This window comes from Actinoalloteichus hoggarensis, from assembly GCF_002234535.1.
Taxonomy (GTDB): Bacteria; Actinomycetota; Actinomycetes; order Mycobacteriales; family Pseudonocardiaceae; genus Actinoalloteichus_A; species Actinoalloteichus_A hoggarensis.
The window spans coordinates 1,468,614-1,491,885 of record NZ_CP022521.1; the positions used below are offsets into that span (position 1 = coordinate 1,468,614).

Consider the following 23,272-nt stretch of genomic DNA (forward strand, 5'->3'; position numbering starts at 1 on the left):
GTGGTGTTAGGACTGGCATTGAGCGCGGGCCTCACCGCGGGGACGGTGCAGGCAGGCGCACAGGAGACCTCCGGAGGCGCCGAGGCCTTCGCGAGCGCGCGCTCCGAGATCCTCACCCTGATCACGGGCGACCAGCTGCGAGTCGCCGCGACGTCGAACGGCCTGCCGACCGTCACGGTGCTGCCCGGCGCGGGACGCGAGTCCGTCACCTTCCACCGGATCGTCAGGGCTGACCGGCTTTCGGTCATTCCCTCCGACGCGCTCGGCCTGATCCAGGCGGGTCGACTCGATGAACGGCTCTTCGACGTCACCGGCCTGATCGAGCAGGGCTTCGGCGACTCGGGTCCGCTGCCGCTGATCCTGTCCTACACGCCCGGAGCCGAACGCACCCTCGCCGATCCGTTGTCGGTGGCAGGCGCCGAGGTCGTCCGTGAGCTGCCCAGCCTGGACGGCGTCGCGGTGCGGACCGACCCGGACTCCGCCGAGGAGGTCTGGGACGTGCTCGGTGCCGAGCAGACCACCTTCGCGGGCGGCGTCGAACGAGTCTGGTTGAACGGTCGTGCCCGCGTCATGGACGAGGAGTCCAACGCGCAGATCGGCGCGCCCGAGGCCTGGGAGGGCGGATTCACCGGTGCGGGGGCGACCGTGGCCGTGCTCGACACAGGCATCGACGCCGAGCACCCCGACCTCGCGGACGTCGTCGTCGCCGCCGAGGACTTCACCGGCAACCCCGACGGGCCGAAGGACGGCGACGGCCACGGCACGCACGTCGCCGGGACGATCGCGGGCACGGGCGCGGCCTCGGACGGCGCTCACCGAGGCGTCGCTCCGGATGCGGAACTGCTCATCGGCAAGGTGTGCGGCGACGACGGCTTCTGCACCGAGGACGCGATCATCGCCGGGATGGAGTGGGCGGCCGAGCAGGGCGTCGACGCCGCGAACCTCAGTCTCGGCGGCGGGCCCACCGACGGCACGGACCCGATGTCGCTGGCGGTGAACGCCCTCACCGAGCAGAGCGGCGTGCTCTACGTGATCGCGGCGGGCAACTTCGGCGCCGACGAGACGGTGAGCAACCCGGCCTCCGCCGATGCGGCGCTGGCGGTCGCGAGCGTCACCAAGTCCGACGAGCTGAGCTCCTTCTCCAGTCGCGGGCCCAGGGTCGGCGACAAGGCGATCAAGCCGGAGATCGCGGCGCCCGGCTCTGACATCCTCTCCGCCCGCGCCGCGGGCACGCCCGGCAGCGGCGACTACACCTCGCTGAGCGGCACCTCCATGGCGTCGCCGCATGTGGCGGGCGCGGCGGCCGTGCTGGCCGCGCAGCACCCGGACTGGCAGGCCGAGGAGCTGAAGGCCGCGCTGACGGGATCGTCGGTGCCCCTGGAGGGCATCGGCGTCACCGCGCAGGGCGCGGGCCGACTCGACCTCGCCGCCGCGGTGTCGACCGAGGTCCTGGCCTCGCCCTCCTCGTTGAGCCTGGGCGTGTTCCCCTACCCCCAGACCGAGGAGCCCGTGACGCACGAGCTGACCTACCGGAACACCGGCGGCGAGGACGTCACCTTCGACCTGACCTTCGAGCCGCTCGGACCGGACGGAGCCGCGGCCCCCGACGGGCTGTTCAGCCTCAGCGCCGACCAGGTGACCGTGCCCGCGGGCGGCGAGGCCACCGTCGAGCTGACCGTGGACCCCTCCGTCAACGAGCAGACCGGCTTCTTCGGCGGCTCGGTGCTGGCCACCAGCGTCGACGGCGAGACGACGGTGTCCACGGCGGCGGGCGCGTTCGTCGAGCCCGAGAGCTACGACCTGTCGATCGAGGCCGTGACGCAGTCCGGTGCCCCCGCCGAGTATCCCCTCATTCTCGCGGCCGACCGCGCGACCGGTGACAGCGTCCTGATCGGCTCGGGCGCCGACGGCGACTTCACGGCCCGTCTGCCCGCAGGCACCTACGACGTCCTCGGGGTCCTCGATGAGGAGTTCGAGGAGGACGGTGAGATCGTCGGCGGCGCGGTCACCCACGTGGTCGAACTGGGCGTCGACGTCACCTCGGACGCGACGATCACCCTCGACGGCACACAGGGCGTCCTGCTGACCGCCGAGACGGAACGCGAGACCATCGTGGAGGCGACCGTCGTCGACATGGTCGTCGGCCAGAACGTCGTCGGCTCCTTCGACCTCGACTCGGTCGACCAGTACGCCGTGCCGACGGGCGACGTCGGCGACAGCGGCATGCGCTTCGTCTTTCGGCCGATGCTCGGCTCGCCCGAGGGCGCGGACGAGGTGTACGGCTACAACCTCGTGTTCGAGGAGACGGGGATCCCCGAGTCGCCGAGCTTCGTCGTGAAGGATGCCGAGCTGGCGCGGGTGCAGGCCGACTACCGGACCCAAGGCCTCGAGGCGTCGGGATCGCGGGGCTCGATGGCCATTCTGCCCGCGGACAACGGGGGCTTCGGGATCGCGGTCCCGATCGATCTGCCCGCCGAGCGCCTGGAGTTCTTCACCCCGGGCGACATCACCTGGATCGAGTTCCTCACCTTCTCCGACCTGAACGGCTTCGAGGACTTCTCCACGGAGAAGACCTACGAGGTGGGCGAGAGCACGGCGACGTGGAACAGCGCACCGCTGGGCGTCGGAGTCGGGACCGCGTCCAATCCCGCGGGCCAGCGGCTCGGGGACGAGATCTTCGTGAGCCCCGGGGTGTTCGCGCCCAGCGGCGATCCGGTGAGCTATCTCCTCGCGGGGGACGAGACGCGGATCGCGGGCGCCACCACGCTGACGCACGACGGCGAGGTCATCGGGACCCAGGACGGTCTGGGCGGCGCGCTGTTCTCGGTGCCCGCGGGCGACGAGGTGTTCACCCTGGACGTCGAGGGAACCCGTGACCTGCCGTGGTCGGCGTACGGCACCGAGATCGACGCCTCGTGGACCTTCTCCTCCGACACCGTCGACGCGGAGCTGCCCGGCGCGCTGCCGCTGCTGGGCGTCGGATTCGACGGCGAGGTGAACGAGCTGGGGCAGGCGCCCGCAGGCGTCGAGTACCCGCTGGCCGTCCAGGTGAACGGCCTGGACGGCGAGCCGACCGAGTTGAGCATGGAGGTCTCCTACGACGACGGCGTCACCTGGACGGCCGTCGAGGTGACCGCGGACTCGACCGTGCTGCTCGAGCACCCCGCCGAGGACGGGTTCGTCTCGCTTCGGGCGAGCGCCGCCGACGGCGAGGGCAACAGCGTGGAGCAGACCATGCTGCGCGCCTACGGCATCACGGCGGGCTGACCGCCGGCCGCCAGCGCGCACGACCGTGTGAGCCTGGGCTGAGACGATCCGGCCCGCACCGAGACCACCCCGGTTCGGTGCGGGCCGGGTCGTCGTCTGTCGGGGCGGGCCTCCGCCGGGACGCGATCTCGGCGGACGGGGGCGGCCGGTGCTCGCCGCCCTGCCGGTGCGGGGCGAGGGCGGTGTTCGCGTGCCCGGTGTCGCGCCGCACGGCCTGCCGCGCCGGTGTCGCCGTGCGCCGCACCGCGAATCCCTCCGCCGGTCCGGTGCTCGATCCTCGGGTGTCGCGGCGCGATTCGCCGTGAATTAGCCGGCTGGTGCGTCGCATTCAATAGGAGGACTCATTCCGAGCCGTCGGCGCGGCGTGGGATTCGGCCTAGCAGGTTTTCCGCCCGACGTACCAAGGGAGTGTCGGCGGTTGCGAGAATACGCGGGTCGACTTCTCTCGACCTGCCCACCGGAATTCGAGCGAGTCGGACCGCGGATCACGGTGGTGTCTCGGCGTGGTTCGGGTGCATCGCCGATCGCTCGCGGCCTCGGATCCGCTCGCCTTCGGCCTGTGTCTCGCCGCCGACCCCGCTCACACGGCAGCTGATCGTGGCGGCACGGCGGGGCCGGACGGCACGCACCCGGGTGCCGGGCGATCCGCCTCGCGCCGTGCGGTGGTGACGGCCGCGCTGGCTCCCGCCGGCCGAGCCGATCGATCCCGCGGTCGACGGCTCATGACGGCCTGCTCGGCATGGCGACCAACGCCGACGGTCGACGCGGCAGGCCGTATGCGGGATCGAGATCGGTCGACGGCAGGCGAGCGGCCGACTGCGACGCGCGATGCGCCTGCCGCGCGGGCGGTCGCGCGGCGGGACGGCGGGACGGCGCCGGGCTTGAGGGCGGGACATGAAGGGCGGGACAGGGAAGGGCGCGGTCCCTGTCCCGCCATGGGGTTCGGATGTCGAGAACCGACGTCCGACTTCGACTCCAGGAAGGAGAGTGATTTCACGGTACGGCCTGGTAGAGATCGTTGCGACGAGTGAACGCAGCAACCGGCTACCGACTTTCGGGCGCCGGCGTCTCACCCGAAGGGAGCAGTTGCACCGTTCCTGTCCGGTGGCGTGTTCGGAGAGTCACAGCGACACGGGCAGCTCGGCGACGCCGCTGATCAACACGCGCCGCCAGCGGAGCTCCTCCGGAGCCACCGCGAGGCTCAGTCGCGGGAACCGCGCGGTGAGCACTCGCAGGGTCTCCTGGAGTTCGACACGGGCCAGGGGCGCCCCCAGGCAGTGATGGACGCCGTGCCCGAAGGCGAGGTGCGGATTGTCCGCCCGTTCCAGCCGGAGTTCGTCGGGCCTCTCGAAGGCGGCGTCATCGCGGTTGGCCGAGCCGATGGCCGCGATCACCCCCTCGCCTGCGCGAATCCGCACCCCGGCCAGCTCGACATCCGTCGCCGCCACTCGGTACTGGCCGGTCTCGCCGAGCCTGTTGAACCGCAGCAGCTCTTCGACGGCGGCCGGGATGTCCTGCGGAGCCGACACCAGTCGCCGCCACCGGACGGGCTCCCGCAGCAGGGTGATCAGGAAACTGCCGATCTGGTTCGCCGTCGTCTCGTGGCCCGCGACGAGCAGGGTGAGCCCCAGCGAGACGAGTTCGTCCTCCGACAGCGCGTCGCGTTCGTCCCGCACGAGGATCAGCTCCTCCAGCAGGTCGGCGGGCGGACGATCCTCGGTGAGGTCTCGGCGCTTCGCGGCGACCAGCTCGCCGACGTAGTGCTCAAGGCTGCCGTAGTCCGCCTCCACCTGGCCTCGCCGCGCAGGGTCCATGCTGTAGATCTGCTCGGACCATCGCTGGAACAGCGGGCGATCGTCGACCGGCACCCCCAGCAGCTCACAGATGACGGCGATGGGCAGCGGCAGCGCGAAGTGCGCCCTGACGTCCACCGGCTGCGGCTGCTCGGCGAGGCGGTCGGCCAGGGCTTCGGCGGTCGCGGTGATCCACGGCCGCATCCGCTGCATCCGACGGTGGGTGAAGGCCTTGGTGACCAGCCTGCGCAGCCGGGTGTGGTCCGGCGGGTCCATCGCCGTCATGGCCTGTGCCCTCGGCGTGGCCACGGCGGTCCGAGGTGCCCCCGGCCGTACGGTCAGCGCCCGGGAGAACCGGAGATCGCCCAGCACCGCGCGGACGTCGGCATGACGGGTCACCAGCCATACCTCGTCGCCGGTCAGGGTCCGCACCCGGCAGATCGGCTCATCGGCGCGCAGAGCAGCCCAGGTCGGGGACGGGTCCAGGCCGAAGGCATCGGGGAACGGCAGAGACCGTGGCTCGTCGGCGGTGTCGGAGCCCGTCGACGCCGGGGCGCCGCCTGCGTAAGGACAGCGCGGTCCCGCCGCATCGGGACCGGGTTCTCCGGAGTGGTGTGGTGTCGAGACCGTGCCGGGGCCGCCGTCGCTCACCATCGGATCACCTCACGCATCGCCCGCCAAATAATCAACGAGCGTATCGCGGTCACCCGCTCAGGGTCATCCTTTGCGGATCACCTCTCCGTGAGTCCGAACAGGTCGGCCGCCTTGGCGGACTCCTGAGGCGCCCACTTCGGTCCCGGGGCGCGGTAGTCGTCGAAGCGTTCGAGCAGCCGTCGGGGATCGGAGTCGACCAGCAGCGCCTCGCGGTGCCGGTCCTGAAGGAACCCCTCGCCGGTCATATGCTCGATCATCGTCCGCAGCGGGTCGAAGTAGCCCTTGACGTTGAGCAGCCCGATCGGCTTGGCATGCAGCCCGAGCTGTCCCCACGTCCAGATCTCGAACAGTTCTTCCAGCGTGCCCGCCCCGCCGGGCATGGCGATGAAGGCGTCGGCGTTCGCGGCCATCATGGCCTTGCGTTCGTGCATGTCGCCGACGACGTGGAGCGTCGTCAGCCTCGGGTGAGCGATCTCGCGTTCCACCAGCTGGCGGGGGATCACACCGATCACCCGACCACCGGCGTCGAGGCTCGCGTCGGCGACCGCGCCCATCAGGCCGACGGCGGCACCGCCGTAGACGAGTTCGGCGCCGCGTCCGGAGATCACCTGCCCCAGCGCGCGCGCCGCGTCGAGATACTCCTGGCCTCGGCCGGTCGACGACCCGCAGAACACACAGATTCGCACAGCGCCGACTGTATCGACCGCGCGTCCCCGATCGGGAGAACCCGATCAGGGACGCGGCGACACGAGCGAGCGAATCAGCGGACGCCGTTCGCGGCGATCTCCGCCCCGGTCTGCTCGGTGACCACGGCCGCGAGCTCCTGTTCCTCGGCCGGAATGGGGCGGGTCATCGTGCGGTAGACGACCAGCGCGCCCACCGAGACGACGGCCATGACCAGCGCCATCGGCAGCGCGGTGTCCTCTCCGCCCAGACTGACCAGCGGAGCAGCCAGCGCGCCGAGGAGGAACTGCAACGTCCCCAGCAGCGCCGACGCCGCGCCCGCGGCGTTCGGATACTCCGCGAGGGCGAGCGTCGTCGCGTTCGGCATGACCAGACCGAGGCTGGAGACGCCCACGAACAAGGCGACCATCACGCCGGGCAGCCCGAACAGCCCGGTGCTCACCAGCAACAGCAGCACGAGGCTGGCCGTGACCGACGACGCCATGCCGATGTTGAGCAGAGTTCGGGGGGCGACCCGGCCGACGAGCCAGCCGTTCACCTGCCCGAAGATCAGGATGCCGACGGAGTTCAGCGCGAACAGCAGGCCGTAGACCTGCGGCGAGACCTCGTAGACCACCTGAAGCACGAACGGGGACGCCGAGACGTAGGCGAAGATCGTCGCGAAGCTGAGCCCGCCCGCCAACGCGTAGCCGACGAAGGAGCGGTCCTGGAAGAGACGGCCGAAGCTGCCGAGGGTGTCCTTCACCCCGCCTCGGCGTCGCTTCTCCCTCGGCAGGGTGTCCGGCAGGCTGAACAGGGCGGCGAGGCCCATGACGACGCCGTAGACGGCGAGGATGACGAAGACGCCGCGCCAAGACGTGAAGCTGAGCAGCTGGCTGCCGATCATCGGGGCCAGGATCGGTGCGGCGCCGGTCACCAGCATGAGCATCGAGAAGAACTTCGCCGCGGCCACGCCGGTGTAGAGGTCGCGGATGACGGCCCTGGCGATGACGAGGCCCGCGGCGCCCGCCATGCCCTGCACGAAGCGCAGCACCACGAGCACCGTGGTCGACGGCGCGAAGGCGCAGAGCAGCGAGGCGATCAGATAGACCGCGACGCCGACCAGCAGCGGCCTGCGACGGCCGAGTGCGTCGCTGACGGGACCGGCGAGCAGCTGGCCGAAGGCGAGGCCGATCAGACAGGCGGTGAGGGTCAACTGCACCTGAGCCGCGGTCGAGGAGAACTCGACGCTGATGTCCGGGAACGCGGGCAGGTACATGTCGATGGACAGCGGTCCGACGGCGGTGATCGCACCGAGGATGAGGGCGAGGCGCCAACGGGAGGGCACGGACGGGGCGGTTCGAGTCGTGTCGGTGAGTCGACCGGTGAAGCTCAACGAATTCTCCAGACGAGTACAGGGGGTCTGGGCGCGGTACCCCCGGCGGTCCAACACGATCTCGACTCAGGTTCATCTCGAACGTGATGCAGCTAACCCGATAGGGCTAACTGGCGTTCCGCCTGGTGAGATGCGCTGGCCCGATCGGGGAATGGTTCGCCCGATCGACGAGGGATGGTCGGTTGCGGCGACATCCGCACGGCGCGGGCGGCACCGGGGCACGGGTGGTGCGCCGCGACCCGACGTCCTCGGACACGAGGACGGGACCGGCTGAGCCCGCCGGGGCTCGAGACCGCCCGGCGCCCGCGCCCGCCCGCAGCGGCCTCGGCCCGGCTCGTCGTCTCGTGCCGCACCACGAAGGTGGTCCGGGGCCCGTCCGGGCCCGGCTCCTCACTCGCGCCGGTGCCCGCGTCCGCGTCGGTGCCTGCCCGCCTGGGTCCGTGTCCGCCCGTGCCCGTGCCTGCCGCTCGCGTCGCCGAGGGATTCGCCCCGACACCCGACCGAGCATCGCGGCCGCCGAGACGGCGGCTGATCGTCGACACCGAGGAAGACGACCCCGCAGGCGACGGGGACCGTCGCCATCGAGTCGAACGGTCGTCACCGATCTGCCAACGATCCGGTGACTTGAGCACTATCGGGACCGCTCTGCCCTTAGGGTCCGGTGGCGGAGCGCCGGTCGGGTCGCCGACCTGCTCGTGCCCCGGCACGGGACGGTGGACGAAGCGGCGCGGCGCCGATCGGTCGCCGCGAGGCCGGGCGACGCGGGCCCGGCTCGCGGGGCGCCTCAGCGACATCGCCGCCGTGGAGGAACACAGCATGCGCATGCCGGGACTCGTCTGGCTGAGTCGCTCCCCGGTCCTCGCGTCCGTGGTCGTCCTCCTGCTGATCGTCGGCGTGGGCGCGGCTCTCGATCCGACCGGGCTGTTCGCGATCTACACCCCGCCGCAGGCCGGGTCGGTCGCCGCGGGCGGACTCCGGGACGTCGCGCCGCTGCTGCTCCTGTTACCGACGCTGCTGCTCGGTACCGCGGCGGCGGCCTCGATCGCCTTGCGGGACGCCGGGCCGCACACGCCGTGGTGGTGGGTCTTCCTCCTGGTCTGGGGTGCGGGCGTGCTGTCCGCGATGATCGGCCGGGCCGCCGCCGATCTGCTCGCCGTCGCGCCGCTGCTCGCCTCGCCCTCGGGGATGGGGGCGCTCTCCGTCGCCGAGACGCTCAGGCACCTCGTATGGGCGAGCGGTTTCACGGGGATCAAGGCGCTGCTGTGCTGTTGGCCCGCCGCGCTGACGGCGGCGCTGTCGCGGCGCGGGCCGAGGCACGACGGGCTGCGGGACGCGGCCAATCCGCTGGTGCGCCGTGCCGACCGCCGGATGGTGCTCGTCTTCGGATTCGTGCTCGTCGGGTTCGCCGGACTGGTCGGCCCGTGGCCGGGCGGCGGCTGGTGGGCGGGCTCGGCCCTGGGCTTCACCTACGATCACGGCTTCCGGCTTCTCGCTCCGAGTCACGCGGCGGGCCTCGCGGGCTTCCTCACCGCGCTGGCCCTCCTGTCCGCCGTCTCGATCATGGTGTTCGCCCGGTTCGTCCGGCACATCGGCGCGCGGCGGCGGGCTCGGTCGGCGTTCCTGGCGGGCTGGATCGCCACCACCGTCGGCGCCTCGGCGCTCGGGCTCGCCCAGCTCACGGTGCTGCTCGGCACATCGAGCCCGGCGGACCGGCTCGACGGTGATCGATGGTGGCTCTCGCTCCTGCTCATCCGGCAGGCCGAAGGGCTCTCGTACGCCCTGTTCGTCGGCGTGTTCGCCGCGGGTGCGGTGGTGCTGAGCGCGTTCTGGCGTCCGATCTCGGGCAGGCCGAGCACCGGGCGTCGGATGACGGCCCTGCGCTTCGTCCGGGGCCTCCCGACCATCGCCGCGCTCGTCCTCGTCGTGATCCTCGCGGCGCCGCTGGCGCTGCTTCCCGCGGAACCGAGCCGCATCGGACGGGACGACGCACTGCTGGCCGAACCGGGGCTGCCGCCGGGCACCGGTCTGCCTCGGCTCACCGTCCATCCCGGCGAGCCCGCGGTGCTCGGCACCGGCGACGGTCGGGCCGTGCTGCTGCGCGGGGTCAACATCCGAGATCTGCTCACCGATGCCGCCGACCCGGCAGGCCGCGCCGACCCGAACCGAGACGACCTTGCCGCGCTGGCGGCTCGCGGCGCGGGCGTCATCCGAGTCGCGATCTCCTGGCACCGGCTCGAACCGCGGCCCGGACACGTCGACGAGACGTACCTCGCCGAGATTCACGAGCTGGTGGAGCGGGCCGCCCGGCATGAGATCCACACCGTCCTCGCACTGCACGCCGATCTCCTCCGGCCCGCCGTGCCCTGTCCCGCCGAGCCCGGCCGCCCGCGGCGGATCACCGACGGACCCTGTCTGGACGTCCACGCCGATCGACTCGTCGACGCGACCGACTTCGCCTATGACGACGACGGCAGCCAGACCCGACTGGTCGACCTCTGGGGCAGGCTCGCGGCCGAGTTCGCGACGAACTCGGCGATCGCCGGATTCCACCTGCTCGACGATCCTCGGCTGGGCGGGGAGCCCCCGCTGACCTCGGGCCTGTTGCTGGGCCGCTTCTACGACCGGGCCGTGCGGGCGATTCGGGCGGCGGAGGACGCCGCGGCAGGCGGGTTCCCGCATCCGGTGTTCGTCGAGCCGAGCGCCACCTGGCCCGCCATCGGAGTCGACGTCCCGCCGCCGCCGGGCTTCACCGACGATCCCCGGCTGGTGTTCGCCCCGCCGTCCGGGGAGACCGACGGGCTCGAGGGCGACGCCGGGGCCGGGACGCTCCGTCTCGGCCGGGGCCTGGCCTTGGCCGAACGCCTGGCCGCCGATCACGGCGCGGCACTCTGGATCAGCGAATGGGGCGCGGCCGCGGACGTGGCAGGCGACGGGGAACTGCTGCGGCGCCAGGCCGCCGTCGCGGACGACCACCGACTCGGCGGCGCCTTCTGGCGCGATCCCGGCTGCGCGCCGCCGCCCGCGCCTGCCGGTCCTCGGACGAGCGCGGACGTGCCTCTCGACGGCTGCGCCTTGGGCGAGGGTGTGGCCGGTTCCGAGGCCGCGGCGGTGTTGAACAGGAGTTATCCGCGCGCCGCGCCGGGCACGCTGCGTCGGCTGGAGTCCGATCCGGTCCGCCGCACGATGGAATTGGCGGGCAGCAATCGGCAGACGGCGTCCAGCTGCGTGCTGGACGTCTGGGTCCCGGGGCCTGTCGAGCCGGAGGTGCGGGCCCACGGCGTCCGGGACGTCCTGACCCGGGCGGTTCCGGGAGGCTGGCGGATCACGGGGTGCGCCACCGGGGAGTACCGCCTCGCGGTGCGGTGATCGACGCGTCCGAGGCCGGGGGAGTTCGTTCGGCGCGGGCCTCGGGTCTGCCGGACGGCGACGTACGGCCCGACGCCCTCGCCTGCGTGGTCCGTCGGGAGTCAGCGTGTCCACCGCCGCAGCCGAGGGCGGGCGGCACGGTGCCAGTGCTCGGCGAAGTCCTCCTCGATCCGTCGGGCGATCTCCTGGTCGCGCCCGTACCAGAGGCCGAAGGTGAATCCGTTCTGTCCTTGCGTCCGGGCCTGGGCGCCCAGCTCTCGGAGCGCCGCACGGCTGAGCACCGTGTCCTGATGGGTGCCCAGCGTGCGTTGCAGCCTGCGCAGAGCCCGGCTCAGCCTGCGTGCCTTCCGGCGAGCGACGGGACGAGCCACCTCGGCCGCGTAGCGGGTGCGCCTGGCCCGTTTGCGGACCTCGTGCAGCGCCGCTGTCAGGGCGGCCTGCTCGCGGGATCCGCTCGTGGTGGTCCTCGTCTCGCCTGCGCCTGTCGAATCGATGCCCGCCGTACCGGTGCCCGCCGACGCCTCGGCCTGCATCGACAGTGCCGTTCGGGCGGTCCGATCCAGCCCGCGCCAGCTGCGGGCCACCAGCGCGGGCAGCACCGCACCGGCCCGATCAGCGGCCGTCGACGTCAGCGGCGGGCGGTCGAGCAGTTGCCGGATCGACTCGGTCAACGCCCGATACCGCTCGCTCGCCAGCTCCTCGATCACCGTCTCGTCCGCCGCGGCCTGTCGCCGTGCCGTCCGCCGGGTGAGCTGCCGGTCGACCTCGCCCAACACGAGTTCGGCGGGGGTCTCCTCGATACGGTCGCGCAGCCGCCTGGTGACCACCTCGGCGTCTCGCGACCTACCCAGCACGCGGCCCAGCCGCCTCAGCTCGTCGGTCAGCTCCCTGGTCTGCTCGCGGTCGACGATCGTGCCGAAGGACTGGAGCGCGCTGCGCAGTCGGCGGGTGGCGACGCGCATCCGGTGCACGGAGCCAGGCTCGCCCCGATGGAAGCCCTGCTCGTTCTCGAACAACGCGGCGGCCTGTCCACGCAGATGGTCGAGGACGACGTCCCCGGCGGGCGACCTCGTGTTCAGCCCGGGCGACTTCTTCTTCGGCGCGGCGGGCGCGGGCGGACCGGATCGGGCGGCGGTGCTCATCGGCGATCTCCTGACGGACGTGACGCGGGGGTCTGCCCTGTCCGGTACCCGCCGAGTCGGAGCGATACACGGTCGAGATCGGCGGCGGGCGGCCCGCGGCCCCGGCCGTGGTGGTCCCTCGTCGCCGAACCCGAGGAGAAGTCGCGGACAACGATGTGCCACCGCTCTCGCTATCGCCGGGGTCGGCTGCGTACGATCGGCCCCAGTCGCTGATGGGAGGCCCGCGAATGTTCGGTCTGGGCGCAACCGAGTTGTTGATCATCGCCGGAGTGCTGGTGCTGCTGTTCGGCGCGACCAAGCTGCCGCAGATGGCACGGTCGCTCGGCCAGTCGGCCCGCATCCTCAAGGCCGAGACGAGGGGACTCCGCAACGACGGCACGGCCGAGACGCCCGCCGTCGAGGGCGCGCAGCCCGTCGCGGCGGCGCAGCCCGTGCAGGCGGCGCAGCCCGTGCAGGACGAGAAGCGCTGAGCCGTCTCGCTTCGGCATCGACGCCTGTGGTGGGAGACCGTCGGTCGCCGTGAGACCGGCTGCTACACATCAGAGAGAAGGCAGGTCGCCTGATCGTGGTCCGATGGATTCGGTCGCTGCGTTGGTTCAAGGTGCTTCGGTTCGGCCGACGCGGCAGCCGTGGGAAGAGCAATCCCGACGGCACGATGCCGCTCATCGAGCACCTCTACGAGCTGCGTTTCCGGCTGGCCATGGCCTTCGCCGCCGTACTGGTGGGCGCGATCATCGGGTTCATCTGGTTCGACTTCGGGCCCGGGCCGATTCCGACGCTGTCGGCCTTGATCACGGGGCCGTACTGCTCGCTGCCCACGGACATGCGTTTCGAGGCCAATGACGGAACCTGCCAGCTCATGCAGACCACGGCGTTCGAGGTCGTCGGGCTGCGTTTCCAGCTGGCGTTCGCCTCGGGCGCGGTGTTGTCCTCGCCGTTCTGGCTCTACCAGATCTGGGCGTTCATCACGCCCGGTCTCTACGCCAAGGAACGCAAGTTCGCGGGCATCTTCGTCGGATGCGCGAGCGTCCTGTTCATCTTCGGTGCCGTGCTGGCCTACCTTGTCGCGCCCGAGGGCCTGTACTTCATGGCCAGCTTCGGCGCCGGGAACTTCTTCACCGCCCTCACCGGCGGCGCCTATGTCGGCTTCATCCTCCTGCTGCTGATGATCTTCGGTATCAGCTTCGAGCTGCCGCTGCTGATCGTCATGCTCAACCGGGCAGGCGTGCTGCCCTACGCCAAGCTCAAGAAGTGGTGGCGGGGCATCGTCTTCGGCCTGTTCGTCTTCGCGGCCTTCGCGACGCCCGGTCAGGACCCGCTGTCGATGGTGGTCCTGGCCTGCGCGCTGGTGCTGTTGTTCGGCATCGCGAGTCAGTTCGCCCGGGTACACGACAAACGCAAGGCACGGAAGCTGGCCGCGGCGGGCCTCACCGAGCTGGACCCGGACACGCCCTCCGAGGTGGACACCACGCCCAGCGAACTGCCGCCGCCGGATCGGAACCGCTACGACGACACCCCGTGACCCGTTCCCGCCGGTGACGCGGGCTCGGCCCGGCCGCGGGCTCGGCCGGGCCGGGCATCCTCGGAGTGACGCGGCGCGAGGGGCCCTGTCGACTCACACCTGCCGTCGACTCGGGTCTTCTGCCGTCCGGCTCGGTGCGCGGCCCGCGTGGGCGACCTCGATCCGCGGGGCAGTTCGGCCGGTCAGCCGATAGACGTCGCCGTCCCCGAGACTCGCGATCGCCGGTCGCCGGGCGTCAGATCGAGGAGCAGTTCGCTCGGTCTTCCCAGGTCCTCGCCCTGCGTGATCCGCACCCGCAGCGGCTCTCGCACCCGCCCGAGGGCGTGCAGCAGCCCGCCGAAGGCCGCGGCGGCGGCTCCGGTGGCCGGGTCCTCCACGACGCCGCCGACCGGGAACGGATTCCTGGCGTGGAAGCGGGTCGGCGACTCCGCCCAGAACAGATTCGCCGTGGTCCAGTCCTGCTCGCGCATCAGCGCGGCGAGGCCGTCGACGTCGTAGTCCAGGTCGGCCAGCCGCCGCCTGCCGGCCGCCGCGAGCATCAGATGGCGGTTGCCGCCGAACGCCGTCGACGGGGGGAACGCGGGGTCCAGGTCCGCCGCCGACCACCCGAGCAGCTCCAGTGCCCGTGCCGTCTGTTCGGGGGCGAGCGGTTCCGCGAAGGTCGGGACGCTGGTGAGCGTCGCCCAGAGGTCGCCGTCCGCGCCGGGGCGGACGTCCACGGGGATCTCCCCGGCCCGGGTGTCGAAGGTCAGGGCGCCGGGCCCGATCGACTCGGCGAGTGCGACGGCGGCGGCGATGGTCGCGTGGCCGCAGAAGGCGACCTCGGCGAGCGGGCTGAAGTAGCGGACGCCGTGTCGCCGATCGGTCCGGCGGGTCAGGAAGGCCGTCTCCGAGTAACCCACCTCGGCGGCGATCCGCAGCATGTCCTCCTCTGGGAGCCCGTCGGCGTCGAGGAGCACCCCGGCGGGATTCCCGCCGTCCGGCCGGCTGCTGAATGCGACGTAGCGCTGGATTCCGATGGTCATGCGGCCATTCTGCGCACCAGTCGTCATCGAGTCCAACGATGAAACAAGATCTAGTGCATCGGGCAATCCGATGGCATTGTCGGCGGGCGCACGCCCTCGGGCGCTCGCAGTCGCAGGCCGGTGTACGGCCGAGTGGGTGATCTCCGTGCGGCAGACGGCTCGAACAGGCCTGTGACGTGCGCCTCCCGCTCGGGCGCGACAGAGCCCGCCGGTCGTGCGATCGTCAGATTGTTGACAATAAATCGGTACCGGAGCTAGCTTTCGGTGACGTCCCGGCGGCGGAGTGTGGAGGTGCCATCCATGACGATCAGTGATGGTCTGCGTGCCTGGCTCTGCCTGCTGCGGGTCTTCTCACTCAGGCTGCGGTAGTCCGTCTTCGACGCAGCGGCGTGCGGCGGCGCGGATCGCGCCGCCGGTGCACGCATCCCTCATTCGGCCTCGGCCGGACGCCTACGGCGTTCGGCGGCTGCACGGCACACGGGAGGAGGTTCGGCTGGTGGCTCTCATCGACGACGACCCGCTGGTTCGGGTGACATGGACGGATCGGGAGACCGGGGTACGCGGCTATCTGGTGGTGCACACGTTGGTGTCCGGCCTGGCCACCGGCGGCACCAGGATGCGCGCAGGCTGCACCCTGTCCGAGGTGGAAGACCTGGCCAGGGGCATGGCGATCAAGGCCGCGGTGTTCGACCTGCCGGTGGGCGGTGCGAAGGGCGGGATCGACTGCGACCCGAAGGACCCGAGGGCCAGGGGCGTGCTGAGCCGCTTCGTGCAGGCCATGCGCCCGTGGCTCGACGATCACTGGGTCACGGCCGAGGACCTCGGCGTCCCCCAACACCTGATCGACGAGGTGTTCGGCGAGGTCGGGCTCGACCAGTCCTATCACGCGGCGATCCGCCGGTCCGCCAATCCCGAGCTGACCCTCCGCCGCGTCCGGGCGGGTCTGAACTCGCCGGTGCCCGGCGGCTACCTGCTCGGCGACGTCGTGGGCGGCTACGGCGTCGCGCAGAGCTGCCTCGGCGTCGCGGCGGCGCGCGGCAGGCGCACCGCCGACACGACGGTGGCCGTGCAGGGCGTCGGCACGATGGGCGGTGGCGCGGCCTGGTACCTGCACGAGGCGGGAATGCGGGTCGTGATGGTCGCCGACGCCGCGGGTGCGCTGTTCGACCCGGCGGGGCTGGACGTGCCCGCGCTGCTCGACGCCCGGGACCGCTACGGCGAGATCGACCGAGACCAGGTGCCCGCGGGGGTGGCCCGACTGCCGAGGGAGGCCGTGCTCAGCGCCGAGGTCGATCTGTTGGTCCCGGCGGCGGTGTCCTACGCCATCACCGAGGAGACCGCCGACGCGGTGGCGGCTGGGGTCGTCGTGGAGGCGGCCAACGTCGCCACCACCCCCGCCGCCGAGCGCGGACTGGCCGAACGCGGCATCCCCGTCATGCCCGACTTCGTCGCCAACGCCGGTGCCGTGGCCTGGGCATGGTGGCTGCTGCTCGGCCGGGTGGACGCCGATCCGGCGTTGTCGTTCTCCGTCCTGCGTCAGGAGATGCTCGCCAGGATCGCCCCGCTGGTGGCCGACTGGGATCACGGCCGGGTACCGCCGAGGGTCACCGCGCTGGCGCTGGCGGATCTGCAGGTGGAGCGGCAGCGCGCCGCCGAGGCCGACGGCATGCGGTTGGTGACGATCCCGTGAGACGACCGGCGGACGAGTCCGGTGGACGAGAGTGGAGGCAGTAGTGATCGTGCGTTCCGTGGCCGAGATCGAGGACGGCGACCGAGACGTCAAGACACCGAACTGGCGGAGCAAGCGCATCGTGCTGGCCAAGGAGGGCGTGGGCTTCTCGGTCCACGAGACCACGCTGTATCCCGGAACGGTGAACGACTTCTGGTACGCGAATCACATCGAGGCCGTCTTCGTGGTCGAAGGCGAGGGCGAGCTTCTGGACAAGGAGACCGGGATCGTTCACCAGCTCGGTCCGGGCACGCTCTATCTGCTCGACGGGCACGAACGCCACCAGCTCCGGCCGACGACGCTGATGCGCACGGTGTGCGTGTTCAACCCGCCGGTGACGGGCGCCGAGGTCCACGATGAGAACGGCGTCTACCCGCTGGTGGTCGAGCAGGTCCCGGCCGCCGAGGAGGCGGCGCCGACCGGCTGACCCGGAGCGAGATCGATCCCCGTCGCCGGGCCTGCCGATCCGCCGCCCGGCGAGCCGGGAACCCGCGGACCGCTCGGCGGGTGGGATCGCTTCGGCGGGCAGGCGGCGCACGTGACGGCCGCCTGCTCGTCGTCGTTCCGTGGCGACGCCCGGACCGGCGGGGAACGCCGCGCCGACACGGCGCGAATCTGCCCCGCACTCCGCACCCCGGTCGATCGAGCCGCCGCGGTGACCGACGTCGTCGAGATCGGCCGACTTCGGGCGAGCGGATTCGGCCGGGCCCCGGAGGCCTGCCTGTCCGGCCAGAGGCCGCACTGCTGCTGCGCCCAGGCGTTCACCCGACCGATGGCACGCCGTGGCGGACCGCTCGGGCGGGGAGGCCGATCCTGTCTGCCCTCGGAGAGCCCACGATGGGCGGGCGGCCCGGCGGACCGGCGAGCGTCCGGCGGGTCGTGAGAAGACCGGCGGGCCGACGACCGTCCGGTGCCCGCTGTCCTCGTCAGCCAGCCGATGCCACCACCGGGTCCCGGCGGCGGTACTCACTCGGGTGCCATCGGATCGCCGGCGCCCGATCGGAGCCGGCCGATCCGTATGTCACGCTGGCCGAGACGGTGCGGGGGAGAGATGACGGTGACGAGTACGACGCGGCGCTCCGATCACGCGGCGGCGGCGCATCTGCGTGCCCGGCTGCTCCCGGAGGGCCGGGAGACCGATCTGTGGATCGTGGACGGGACGGTCAGCCGAGAGCCGGTCGACGGCGCCCGCACGATCGCGTCCGGCGGCTGGATGCTCCCGGCGCTCGTCGACGCGCACCTGCACATCGGCGTGGTCGAGGCCGGCGGACCCCTCGAACTCGACGCGCTCGACCGTGACCTGGATCGGTTGTCCCGAAGCGGGGTCGGCGCCGTGCGGGTGCTGGGCAGTCCGCGGCCGCTTCCCGCCGACGCACTGGCGAGGCCCGGCGGACCGGTCGTCCTCACGGCCGGGGTGCCGGTCGCCGCGCCCGAGCGCTTCATTCCCGGTTGGGGGCGGCGCGCCTCCGACATCGAGCTGGCCGCCGCCTGCGTCGCGGAGGCGCGCTTCGGCTGGAGCAAGATCATCGCCGACTGGTTCGACGACGCGGGAGGGTACGGGCCCGCCTTCTCGGCGTCGGCGCTGGCCGAGGCCGTGGCAGGCGTCCATGGACGGGGCGCCGGGGTGGCGGTGCACACGCAGAGCGCCGCGGCAGGCCGGGACGCCGTGGCGGCGGGCGCCGACACGATCGAACACGGGATGCACCTGCCGTGGTCCGTTCTGCCCGCTCTCGCGGCGCGGGGCGGGGCGCTCGTGCCGACCGGCTTCGTCTTCGCCACGTCGGCCGCCGAGATGACCGATGACGCGGTGCCGCCCGCCCTTCGGCACTGGTACGCGGAAGGACTCGCCGCCCACCCCGGCCTCGTCCGGCGTGCGTGGGAGGAGGGCGTCACCGTTCTCGCGGGCACCGACCTGCCGGTCGGCGCGCTCGTCGACGAGATCCGCTGGCTGATCGACGCCGGCCTGCCGGTCGAGGACGCCCTCGGCGCCGCCTCCTGGACCGCGCGAGAGTTCTTCGATCTCCCTCGGCTGCGCGACGGTGATCGTGCCGATCTCGTCTGGCTGGAGCACGATCCCCGAGCGGACGTCGAACTGCTGCGGACACCGCCGTTGGTGCTCCTCGGCGGGCACGAGATCCGCTGAGCCTGCCGGGTCGTGTCGGCCCCTGGACGAGGCGGTCTCCTGTTCCGGTGCGGCGGGCGGCGTCGGATGCGGGCCTCTCGTGCGGCCGCCTCGACTGCGAGACGTGGAGCGACCCCCGGTGTGTGATCGTGTCCAGCGCGCCTCGGCCTGCCCTGTGTCCGGTCAGGCGGGGGCTGGTGTGCCGGGACGATCGGCGGGCGGGTCCGTCGCGTGCTGTCTCCGCCGAGAACGACGAAGGCCCGCAGGGCGCTGAATCACCGCCTGCGGGCCTTCGTCTTCTCTCGCTTGTGCCGTCGGCAGGAATCGAACCTGCGACACCTGCCTCCGGAGGGCAGTGCTCTATCCCCTGAGCTACGACGGCGTGTCGCCGTGGCGACGGGAGTAATCCTAGCGCATGCCGAACGGCGGCCTCGCCGGGGTCATGGTCTTGGGCTTGGGCTAGTGATCTCGCAGGTCGGGTGCGGCTCGGATGTCTGCGTCACCGCCAGGTGGCCGGAGCGTGGGCGTCGCGCCCCGCGGAGTTCGGCGACCAGACCGCCGGCTGCCCATCGGTCGTCGATGCGGGGCGGGCCGGGCACGCTCCGCCCTGCGTCCGGCTCGACGGTCGTCCACGGGCCGGGAGCGGGGAACGAGATCTTTGCATTCATGCGCATGTCACTATATGTTCTGGTCATGGGACACGGTCATGGGCACGGGATGCCCGCGGTCAGCGCATCGGGCAGACAGATGAGACGACTCGCCCTGGCCTTCGTCGTGCTGCTCGTCTTCCTCATCGTCGAAGTGGTGGTCGGCCTCGCGACCTCCTCGTTGGCGCTGCTCTCCGACGCGGGCCACATGCTCACCGACGTCCTGGGCATCGGAATGGCGTTGGCCGCCATCGCGGCCTCGCGGGCCTCGGCACGCAAGGCCGCAGGCTCCTCCCGCACCTTCGGGCTCTACCGGCTGGAGGTGCTCGCCGCCCTGGCGAACGCGGTCCTGCTCCTGGCCGTCGCCTGCTTCATCCTGGTGGAGGCCGTCGGGCGCTTCGCCGACCCGCCGGAGGTGGCGGGCGGGCCCGTGATGCTCGCGGCGGGCGCGGGCCTCGTCGCCAATCTGATCGCGTTCCAGCTCCTGCGCTCGGGAGCCTCCGAGAGCATCAACATGCGGGGTGCCTATCTCGAGGTCCTCGCGGACACGGTCGCCTCCATCGGCGTGCTGATCGGCGGCGCGGTGACGCTGCTCTTCGGCTGGGCGCTGGCCGACCCGATCGTCGCCGTCGGGATCGCGCTCTTCGTCGTGCCCCGCACACTCCGACTCGCCGCGCAGGCCCTGCGCATCCTGGTTCAACAGGCCCCGGAAGGCCTCGACGTCGCCGAGCTGACCCGACGGCTCGGGGACCTGCCGGGCGTCACCGAGGTGCACGACCTGCACGTCTGGACCCTCACCTCCGGGATGGAGGTGCTGGCGGCCCACCTGACCATCGCCGAGGGCGCCGACGCCGACGCCGTGCTGACCTCGGCCCGACGGATGCTGGTCGATCGGTACGAGATCGAACACGCCACGTTGCAGATCGAGTCCAGCGGCGGTTCGGCCCACTGCCACCAGCTGAGCTGGTAGCCCCGAGCCGAGTCGAGCCGGCGCGGACGCCCCCGCGTCGGCGCCACGCGAGATCGCACACCGTCAACGCTCCGGCCGTCGCGACGACGACCGCACGATCGAGTTCAGGTCGGCGACCGGTCCGAGGTGTGCCAGCTTCTCGGGGTTGGTGATCGACCTGACGTCCGCGATCCGCCCGTCGACGATGTCGAGCGCCCAGACGGCGAGCAGCTCGTTCCCCTGGTGCAGACGCGCTCCCGGGCCGCCGTTCACCTCGACGAGCCGCACCGACAACCCGGGGATCAAGGCGTTCAGTCGACCCCACGTGGTCACCAGCATTCCGGCGATCCGGCCGCGGCCGTGCACGGGCTTCGTGAGGCTCGGCACCTTGCCGCCGCCGTCGCCGGTCAGCACCGCGTCGTGTGCCAGCAGCGCCTCCAGCCCGGCGAGGTCCCCCTGCTCGACGGCCGCGAAGAACCGCCTGGTCAACTCCTCCTGCTGCTGTCGTGTCGGCCGGAAGCGCGGCCTGCGCTCGGTGACGTGCCGCCGGGCCCGACTGGCCAGCTGCCGCACGTTGCCCTCGCTCTTGTCGACGATCGTCGCGATCTCCGCATAGCCGTAGCCGAACACGTCGTGCAGCAGCAGCACCGCCCGCTGCTCCGGAGACAGGCTCTCCAAGAGCACCAGCAGCGCCATCGACAGCGAGTCGGCCGTCTCGGCGTGCCGAGCCGGGTCGTCCCCGCCGTCGGTGATGATCGGCTCCGGCAGCCACTCGCCGACATAGCGCTCCCGGCGGGCCCGCGCGGAGCGCAGCGCGTTGATCGCCAGCCGGGTGGTCACGGTCGCGATGAAGGCGCGAGGCACCTCGATCGACGTCCCGGTGACCAACGCCTGATGCACCCGCAGCAGCGCCTCCTGCACCACGTCCTCGGCCTCGGAGACACTGCCGAGCATCCGGTAGGCGATGGCGAAGGCGCCCGGTCGCAGTTCCTGGAGCAGCCGCTCGTGATCGGTCATGCCGCGCCCTCCAGTCGGACCGCGCCGGCAGCCGCGTGCGCGTCGCGTGCCCTCGACGCGGGCGGACGCCCCCTGCGGTCGACGGCGGGCGCCCCGTCCCCGCGGCCGTCGCCGTGTACGACTCGGCCGGTTCGGTGCTCTCTCCCCGCCCGAGCAGCCGCCGATGCTCGGCCACGATGTGCCCCGCGGGTTCGTCGACCGCCCGGCTCGGACGCGCCTGCGTCGCCTCGCCTGCCTCGGGGCGCGATCATGCGGCCATTCCCGTGCGTGCGGCGTGCTTCGCACCCCCGGTCACCAGCTCCGTCACCACGGCTCCCGCACCACCGGCGAGAGGCGGGCAGCAGTGTGTCGTCACGCCGAGTGAACTGGCCCACCGCGTCTCGGCGGCCGAGCGAGACCGCCCGCGCGAGATGACGCACCGAATAGGGAACGAGATCGCGGCCGCCGATCGTGCGAGCCCTCGTGTCCGCGGCGTGGGCGCCCGGCGGGCCCGCGACCCGGCAGGCCATCCGGGCGCCCGGCACGGCCGCGCAGTCCACGACCGCGAGGATCCGATGGTCGGTCACGCTGCGCAGGAACTCGTCCACGACCACTCGTCCCCGATGGTCCACGGCGAGACCGCTGCGTGCCGCGAGATCCGGGACTTCGCCGATGATCGCCCACAGGGTCAGGTCCGAGGCGAACATCGAACCGGAGCGTAGCCGGACGACACCGCGGAACTCGCCAGAGTCCCGTTCGACCGAGGTCACCTCGTCGTCGACGAGGTCGACGGTCAGCCGCTTCAGGCTCGCGCGAATCCGTCGATGCGCGCGCTGCGAGAAACTCGAGGCGACGGCGGGCCCGATGAGCCGCACTCGGACGTCCGGCCGGGTGAACGCCACCTCGGACGCCGTCTCGATCCCGGTGGGACCGCCGCCGATCACGGTGACCGTGCTGCCCGTCGTCAGGGTGGCCAGGGCGACGCGGGACCGCTCCGCTCCTTCCCACGTGCCGACCGGCATCGGACCGGCCGTGCTGCCCACGGCGAGCACCACGTGGTCGTAGCCGAGCGTGCGGCCGTCGTCGAGGCGGACACGGCCGTCGTCGATCCGGTCCACGGTGCCGACGATCGAGGCGATCCCGGTCCGCAGCATCGTCGTCAGCGATTCCGTGACGGCACCGGACCCCGCGACGTGCCGATGTAGTCGGACCCGTTCGACGAACTCCGGTCGAGGATCGAGCACCGTGATCTCGGCGGTCGGCGCCTTCCCGGCCAGTCGATTCGCCGCGACGGGCCCCGCGTAGCCCGCGCCGATCACCACTGTCTTCATCTCGTCTCCTCGGAGGCGGCCTGCGCCCCATCGCCGGACATCGCCGTCATCTGGAGAGACAGGACAGCGGGTCCGGCTGTGACAGCGCGGTGGCGTGGAAACCGGAGACGGGCGCGCGGCCGCCGTCGCCTGGGCGGCCGGCGGACTCCGCGGCCGGAGAGCGGCCGGGAGCGTGTCCGCGTGGCGGCGGCCCGCCCAGACCGATGCCCGCGGCGTCGGAGCCGATGTGCTGGGAAACGGGCGACGCGGGCCGGGCACTCGTCCTTGCCGACGAGTCCGTCGTCGCCGATGTCCAGCGACCGGAAAGGCGTCCTCATCCACCCTCCCGGCGTCTGTGACGCTGTGGAGGGTCGTCCGCCGGACCGAGGTCACCTGGTGGTCGGCGTCGGCGAGCGCGAAAGCCTTCAGGCGCCCCTTCGACGGGTGCCATCGGCGGCCCTCCGCTGCGGTAGATGCGAGGCTGGTGATGCATCGGGGCTGCGTGGGCAGGAATGCGTCGAGAGTCGATGTCGATCACCGACCGGGCGCGGGCGAGCGTCGCCGACGGCGGCGCGGACGATGTTCGGCGTATCTCGGACGGGCCTGCTGGAAGCGTCGGCGCCCGCGCGCACCATGTTCGTCTCCTCACCGGAAGGGGGGCGGGACGCGTGTACCCGACGGTGTCACTGGC

General features: G+C 72.1%; 15 protein-coding genes and 1 tRNA gene. 8 read left to right on the top strand and 8 right to left on the bottom strand.

Features of this window, described 5'->3' with window-relative positions:
- Positions 1-3,267, top strand: a complete 3,267-nt coding sequence (locus tag AHOG_RS06620) for a S8 family peptidase (RefSeq protein ID WP_157736687.1) — start codon at positions 1-3, stop codon at positions 3,265-3,267.
- 1,121 nt (positions 3,268-4,388) lie between these two features.
- Here AHOG_RS06620 and AHOG_RS06625 read toward each other — a convergent pair.
- The 3 genes from AHOG_RS06625 to AHOG_RS06635 form a co-directional block, all read right to left on the bottom strand.
- The gene (locus AHOG_RS06625) at positions 4,389-5,714 is read right to left on the bottom strand and encodes a cytochrome P450 (protein WP_093940561.1); all 1,326 of its coding nucleotides are present in this window, start codon (positions 5,712-5,714) and stop codon (positions 4,389-4,391) included.
- Between the two features lie 77 nt (positions 5,715-5,791).
- On the bottom strand, positions 5,792-6,400 hold the full coding sequence (locus AHOG_RS06630) for an LOG family protein (RefSeq protein WP_245856596.1): 609 nt from the start codon (positions 6,398-6,400) through the stop codon (positions 5,792-5,794).
- 74 nt (positions 6,401-6,474) lie between these two features.
- Positions 6,475-7,773, bottom strand: a complete 1,299-nt coding sequence (locus AHOG_RS06635) for a Bcr/CflA family multidrug efflux MFS transporter (RefSeq protein ID WP_245856597.1) — start codon at positions 7,771-7,773, stop codon at positions 6,475-6,477.
- Between the two features lie 816 nt (positions 7,774-8,589).
- On the opposite strand from AHOG_RS06635, the gene AHOG_RS06640 reads away from it, so the two are divergent.
- Positions 8,590-11,139 (top strand): glycoside hydrolase family 5 protein, encoded by a 2,550-nt coding sequence (locus AHOG_RS06640; protein ID WP_157736688.1) that lies wholly within the window; start codon positions 8,590-8,592, stop codon positions 11,137-11,139.
- Positions 11,140-11,240: 101 nt separating this feature from the next.
- Here AHOG_RS06640 and AHOG_RS06645 read toward each other — a convergent pair whose 3' ends face one another.
- The gene (locus AHOG_RS06645; protein WP_093940564.1) at positions 11,241-12,281 is read right to left on the bottom strand and encodes a CHAD domain-containing protein; all 1,041 of its coding nucleotides are present in this window, start codon (positions 12,279-12,281) and stop codon (positions 11,241-11,243) included.
- A 227-nt stretch (positions 12,282-12,508) separates the two neighbouring features.
- Here AHOG_RS06645 and tatA point away from each other — a divergent pair, with 227 nt between their 5' ends.
- Together tatA and tatC are read left to right on the top strand one after the other, a co-directional pair.
- Positions 12,509-12,751, top strand: coding sequence for a Sec-independent protein translocase subunit TatA (gene tatA, locus AHOG_RS06650; protein ID WP_093940565.1), 243 nt, complete (start codon positions 12,509-12,511; stop codon positions 12,749-12,751).
- Positions 12,752-12,846: 95 nt separating this feature from the next.
- Positions 12,847-13,803, top strand: coding sequence for a twin-arginine translocase subunit TatC (gene tatC, locus AHOG_RS06655; protein WP_245856598.1), 957 nt, complete (start codon positions 12,847-12,849; stop codon positions 13,801-13,803).
- 182 nt (positions 13,804-13,985) lie between these two features.
- Here tatC and AHOG_RS06660 read toward each other — a convergent pair whose 3' ends face one another.
- Positions 13,986-14,828 (bottom strand): PhzF family phenazine biosynthesis isomerase, encoded by an 843-nt coding sequence (locus AHOG_RS06660; protein WP_093940566.1) that lies wholly within the window; start codon positions 14,826-14,828, stop codon positions 13,986-13,988.
- A gap of 496 nt (positions 14,829-15,324) precedes the next feature.
- Here AHOG_RS06660 and AHOG_RS06665 point away from each other — a divergent pair, with 496 nt between their 5' ends.
- The 3 genes from AHOG_RS06665 (at position 15,325) to AHOG_RS06680 (ending at position 18,700) form a co-directional block, all read left to right on the top strand.
- On the top strand, positions 15,325-16,518 hold the full coding sequence (locus tag AHOG_RS06665; protein ID WP_245856599.1) for a Glu/Leu/Phe/Val dehydrogenase dimerization domain-containing protein: 1,194 nt from the start codon (positions 15,325-15,327) through the stop codon (positions 16,516-16,518).
- Positions 16,519-16,561: 43 nt separating this feature from the next.
- Positions 16,562-16,984 (top strand): ectoine synthase, encoded by a 423-nt coding sequence (locus AHOG_RS06670; protein WP_093940568.1) that lies wholly within the window; start codon positions 16,562-16,564, stop codon positions 16,982-16,984.
- Positions 16,985-17,614: 630 nt separating this feature from the next.
- Positions 17,615-18,700 carry an amidohydrolase family protein gene (locus tag AHOG_RS06680; RefSeq protein ID WP_157736689.1) on the top strand — a complete coding sequence of 362 codons (1,086 nt, stop codon included), beginning with the start codon at positions 17,615-17,617 and terminating at the stop codon, positions 18,698-18,700.
- 288 nt (positions 18,701-18,988) lie between these two features.
- On the opposite strand, the gene AHOG_RS06685 is transcribed toward AHOG_RS06680, so the two are convergent.
- A tRNA-Arg gene (locus tag AHOG_RS06685) sits at positions 18,989-19,061 on the bottom strand.
- 311 nt (positions 19,062-19,372) lie between these two features.
- On the opposite strand from AHOG_RS06685, the gene AHOG_RS06690 reads away from it, so the two are divergent.
- Positions 19,373-20,296, top strand: a complete 924-nt coding sequence (locus tag AHOG_RS06690) for a cation diffusion facilitator family transporter (RefSeq protein ID WP_093940571.1) — start codon at positions 19,373-19,375, stop codon at positions 20,294-20,296.
- Positions 20,297-20,359: 63 nt separating this feature from the next.
- Here the strand turns inward: AHOG_RS06690 and AHOG_RS06695 are convergent, their stop codons facing one another.
- Together AHOG_RS06695 and AHOG_RS06700 are read right to left on the bottom strand one after the other, a co-directional pair.
- On the bottom strand, positions 20,360-21,292 hold the full coding sequence (locus tag AHOG_RS06695; protein WP_093940572.1) for an RNA polymerase sigma-70 factor: 933 nt from the start codon (positions 21,290-21,292) through the stop codon (positions 20,360-20,362).
- Positions 21,289-22,602: an NAD(P)/FAD-dependent oxidoreductase gene (locus AHOG_RS06700; protein ID WP_211290540.1), complete on the bottom strand. Its 1,314-nt coding sequence runs from the start codon at positions 22,600-22,602 to the stop codon at positions 21,289-21,291. The genes AHOG_RS06695 and AHOG_RS06700 overlap by 4 nt, the downstream gene beginning before the upstream one ends.
- Positions 22,603-23,272: the final 670 nt, after the last annotated feature.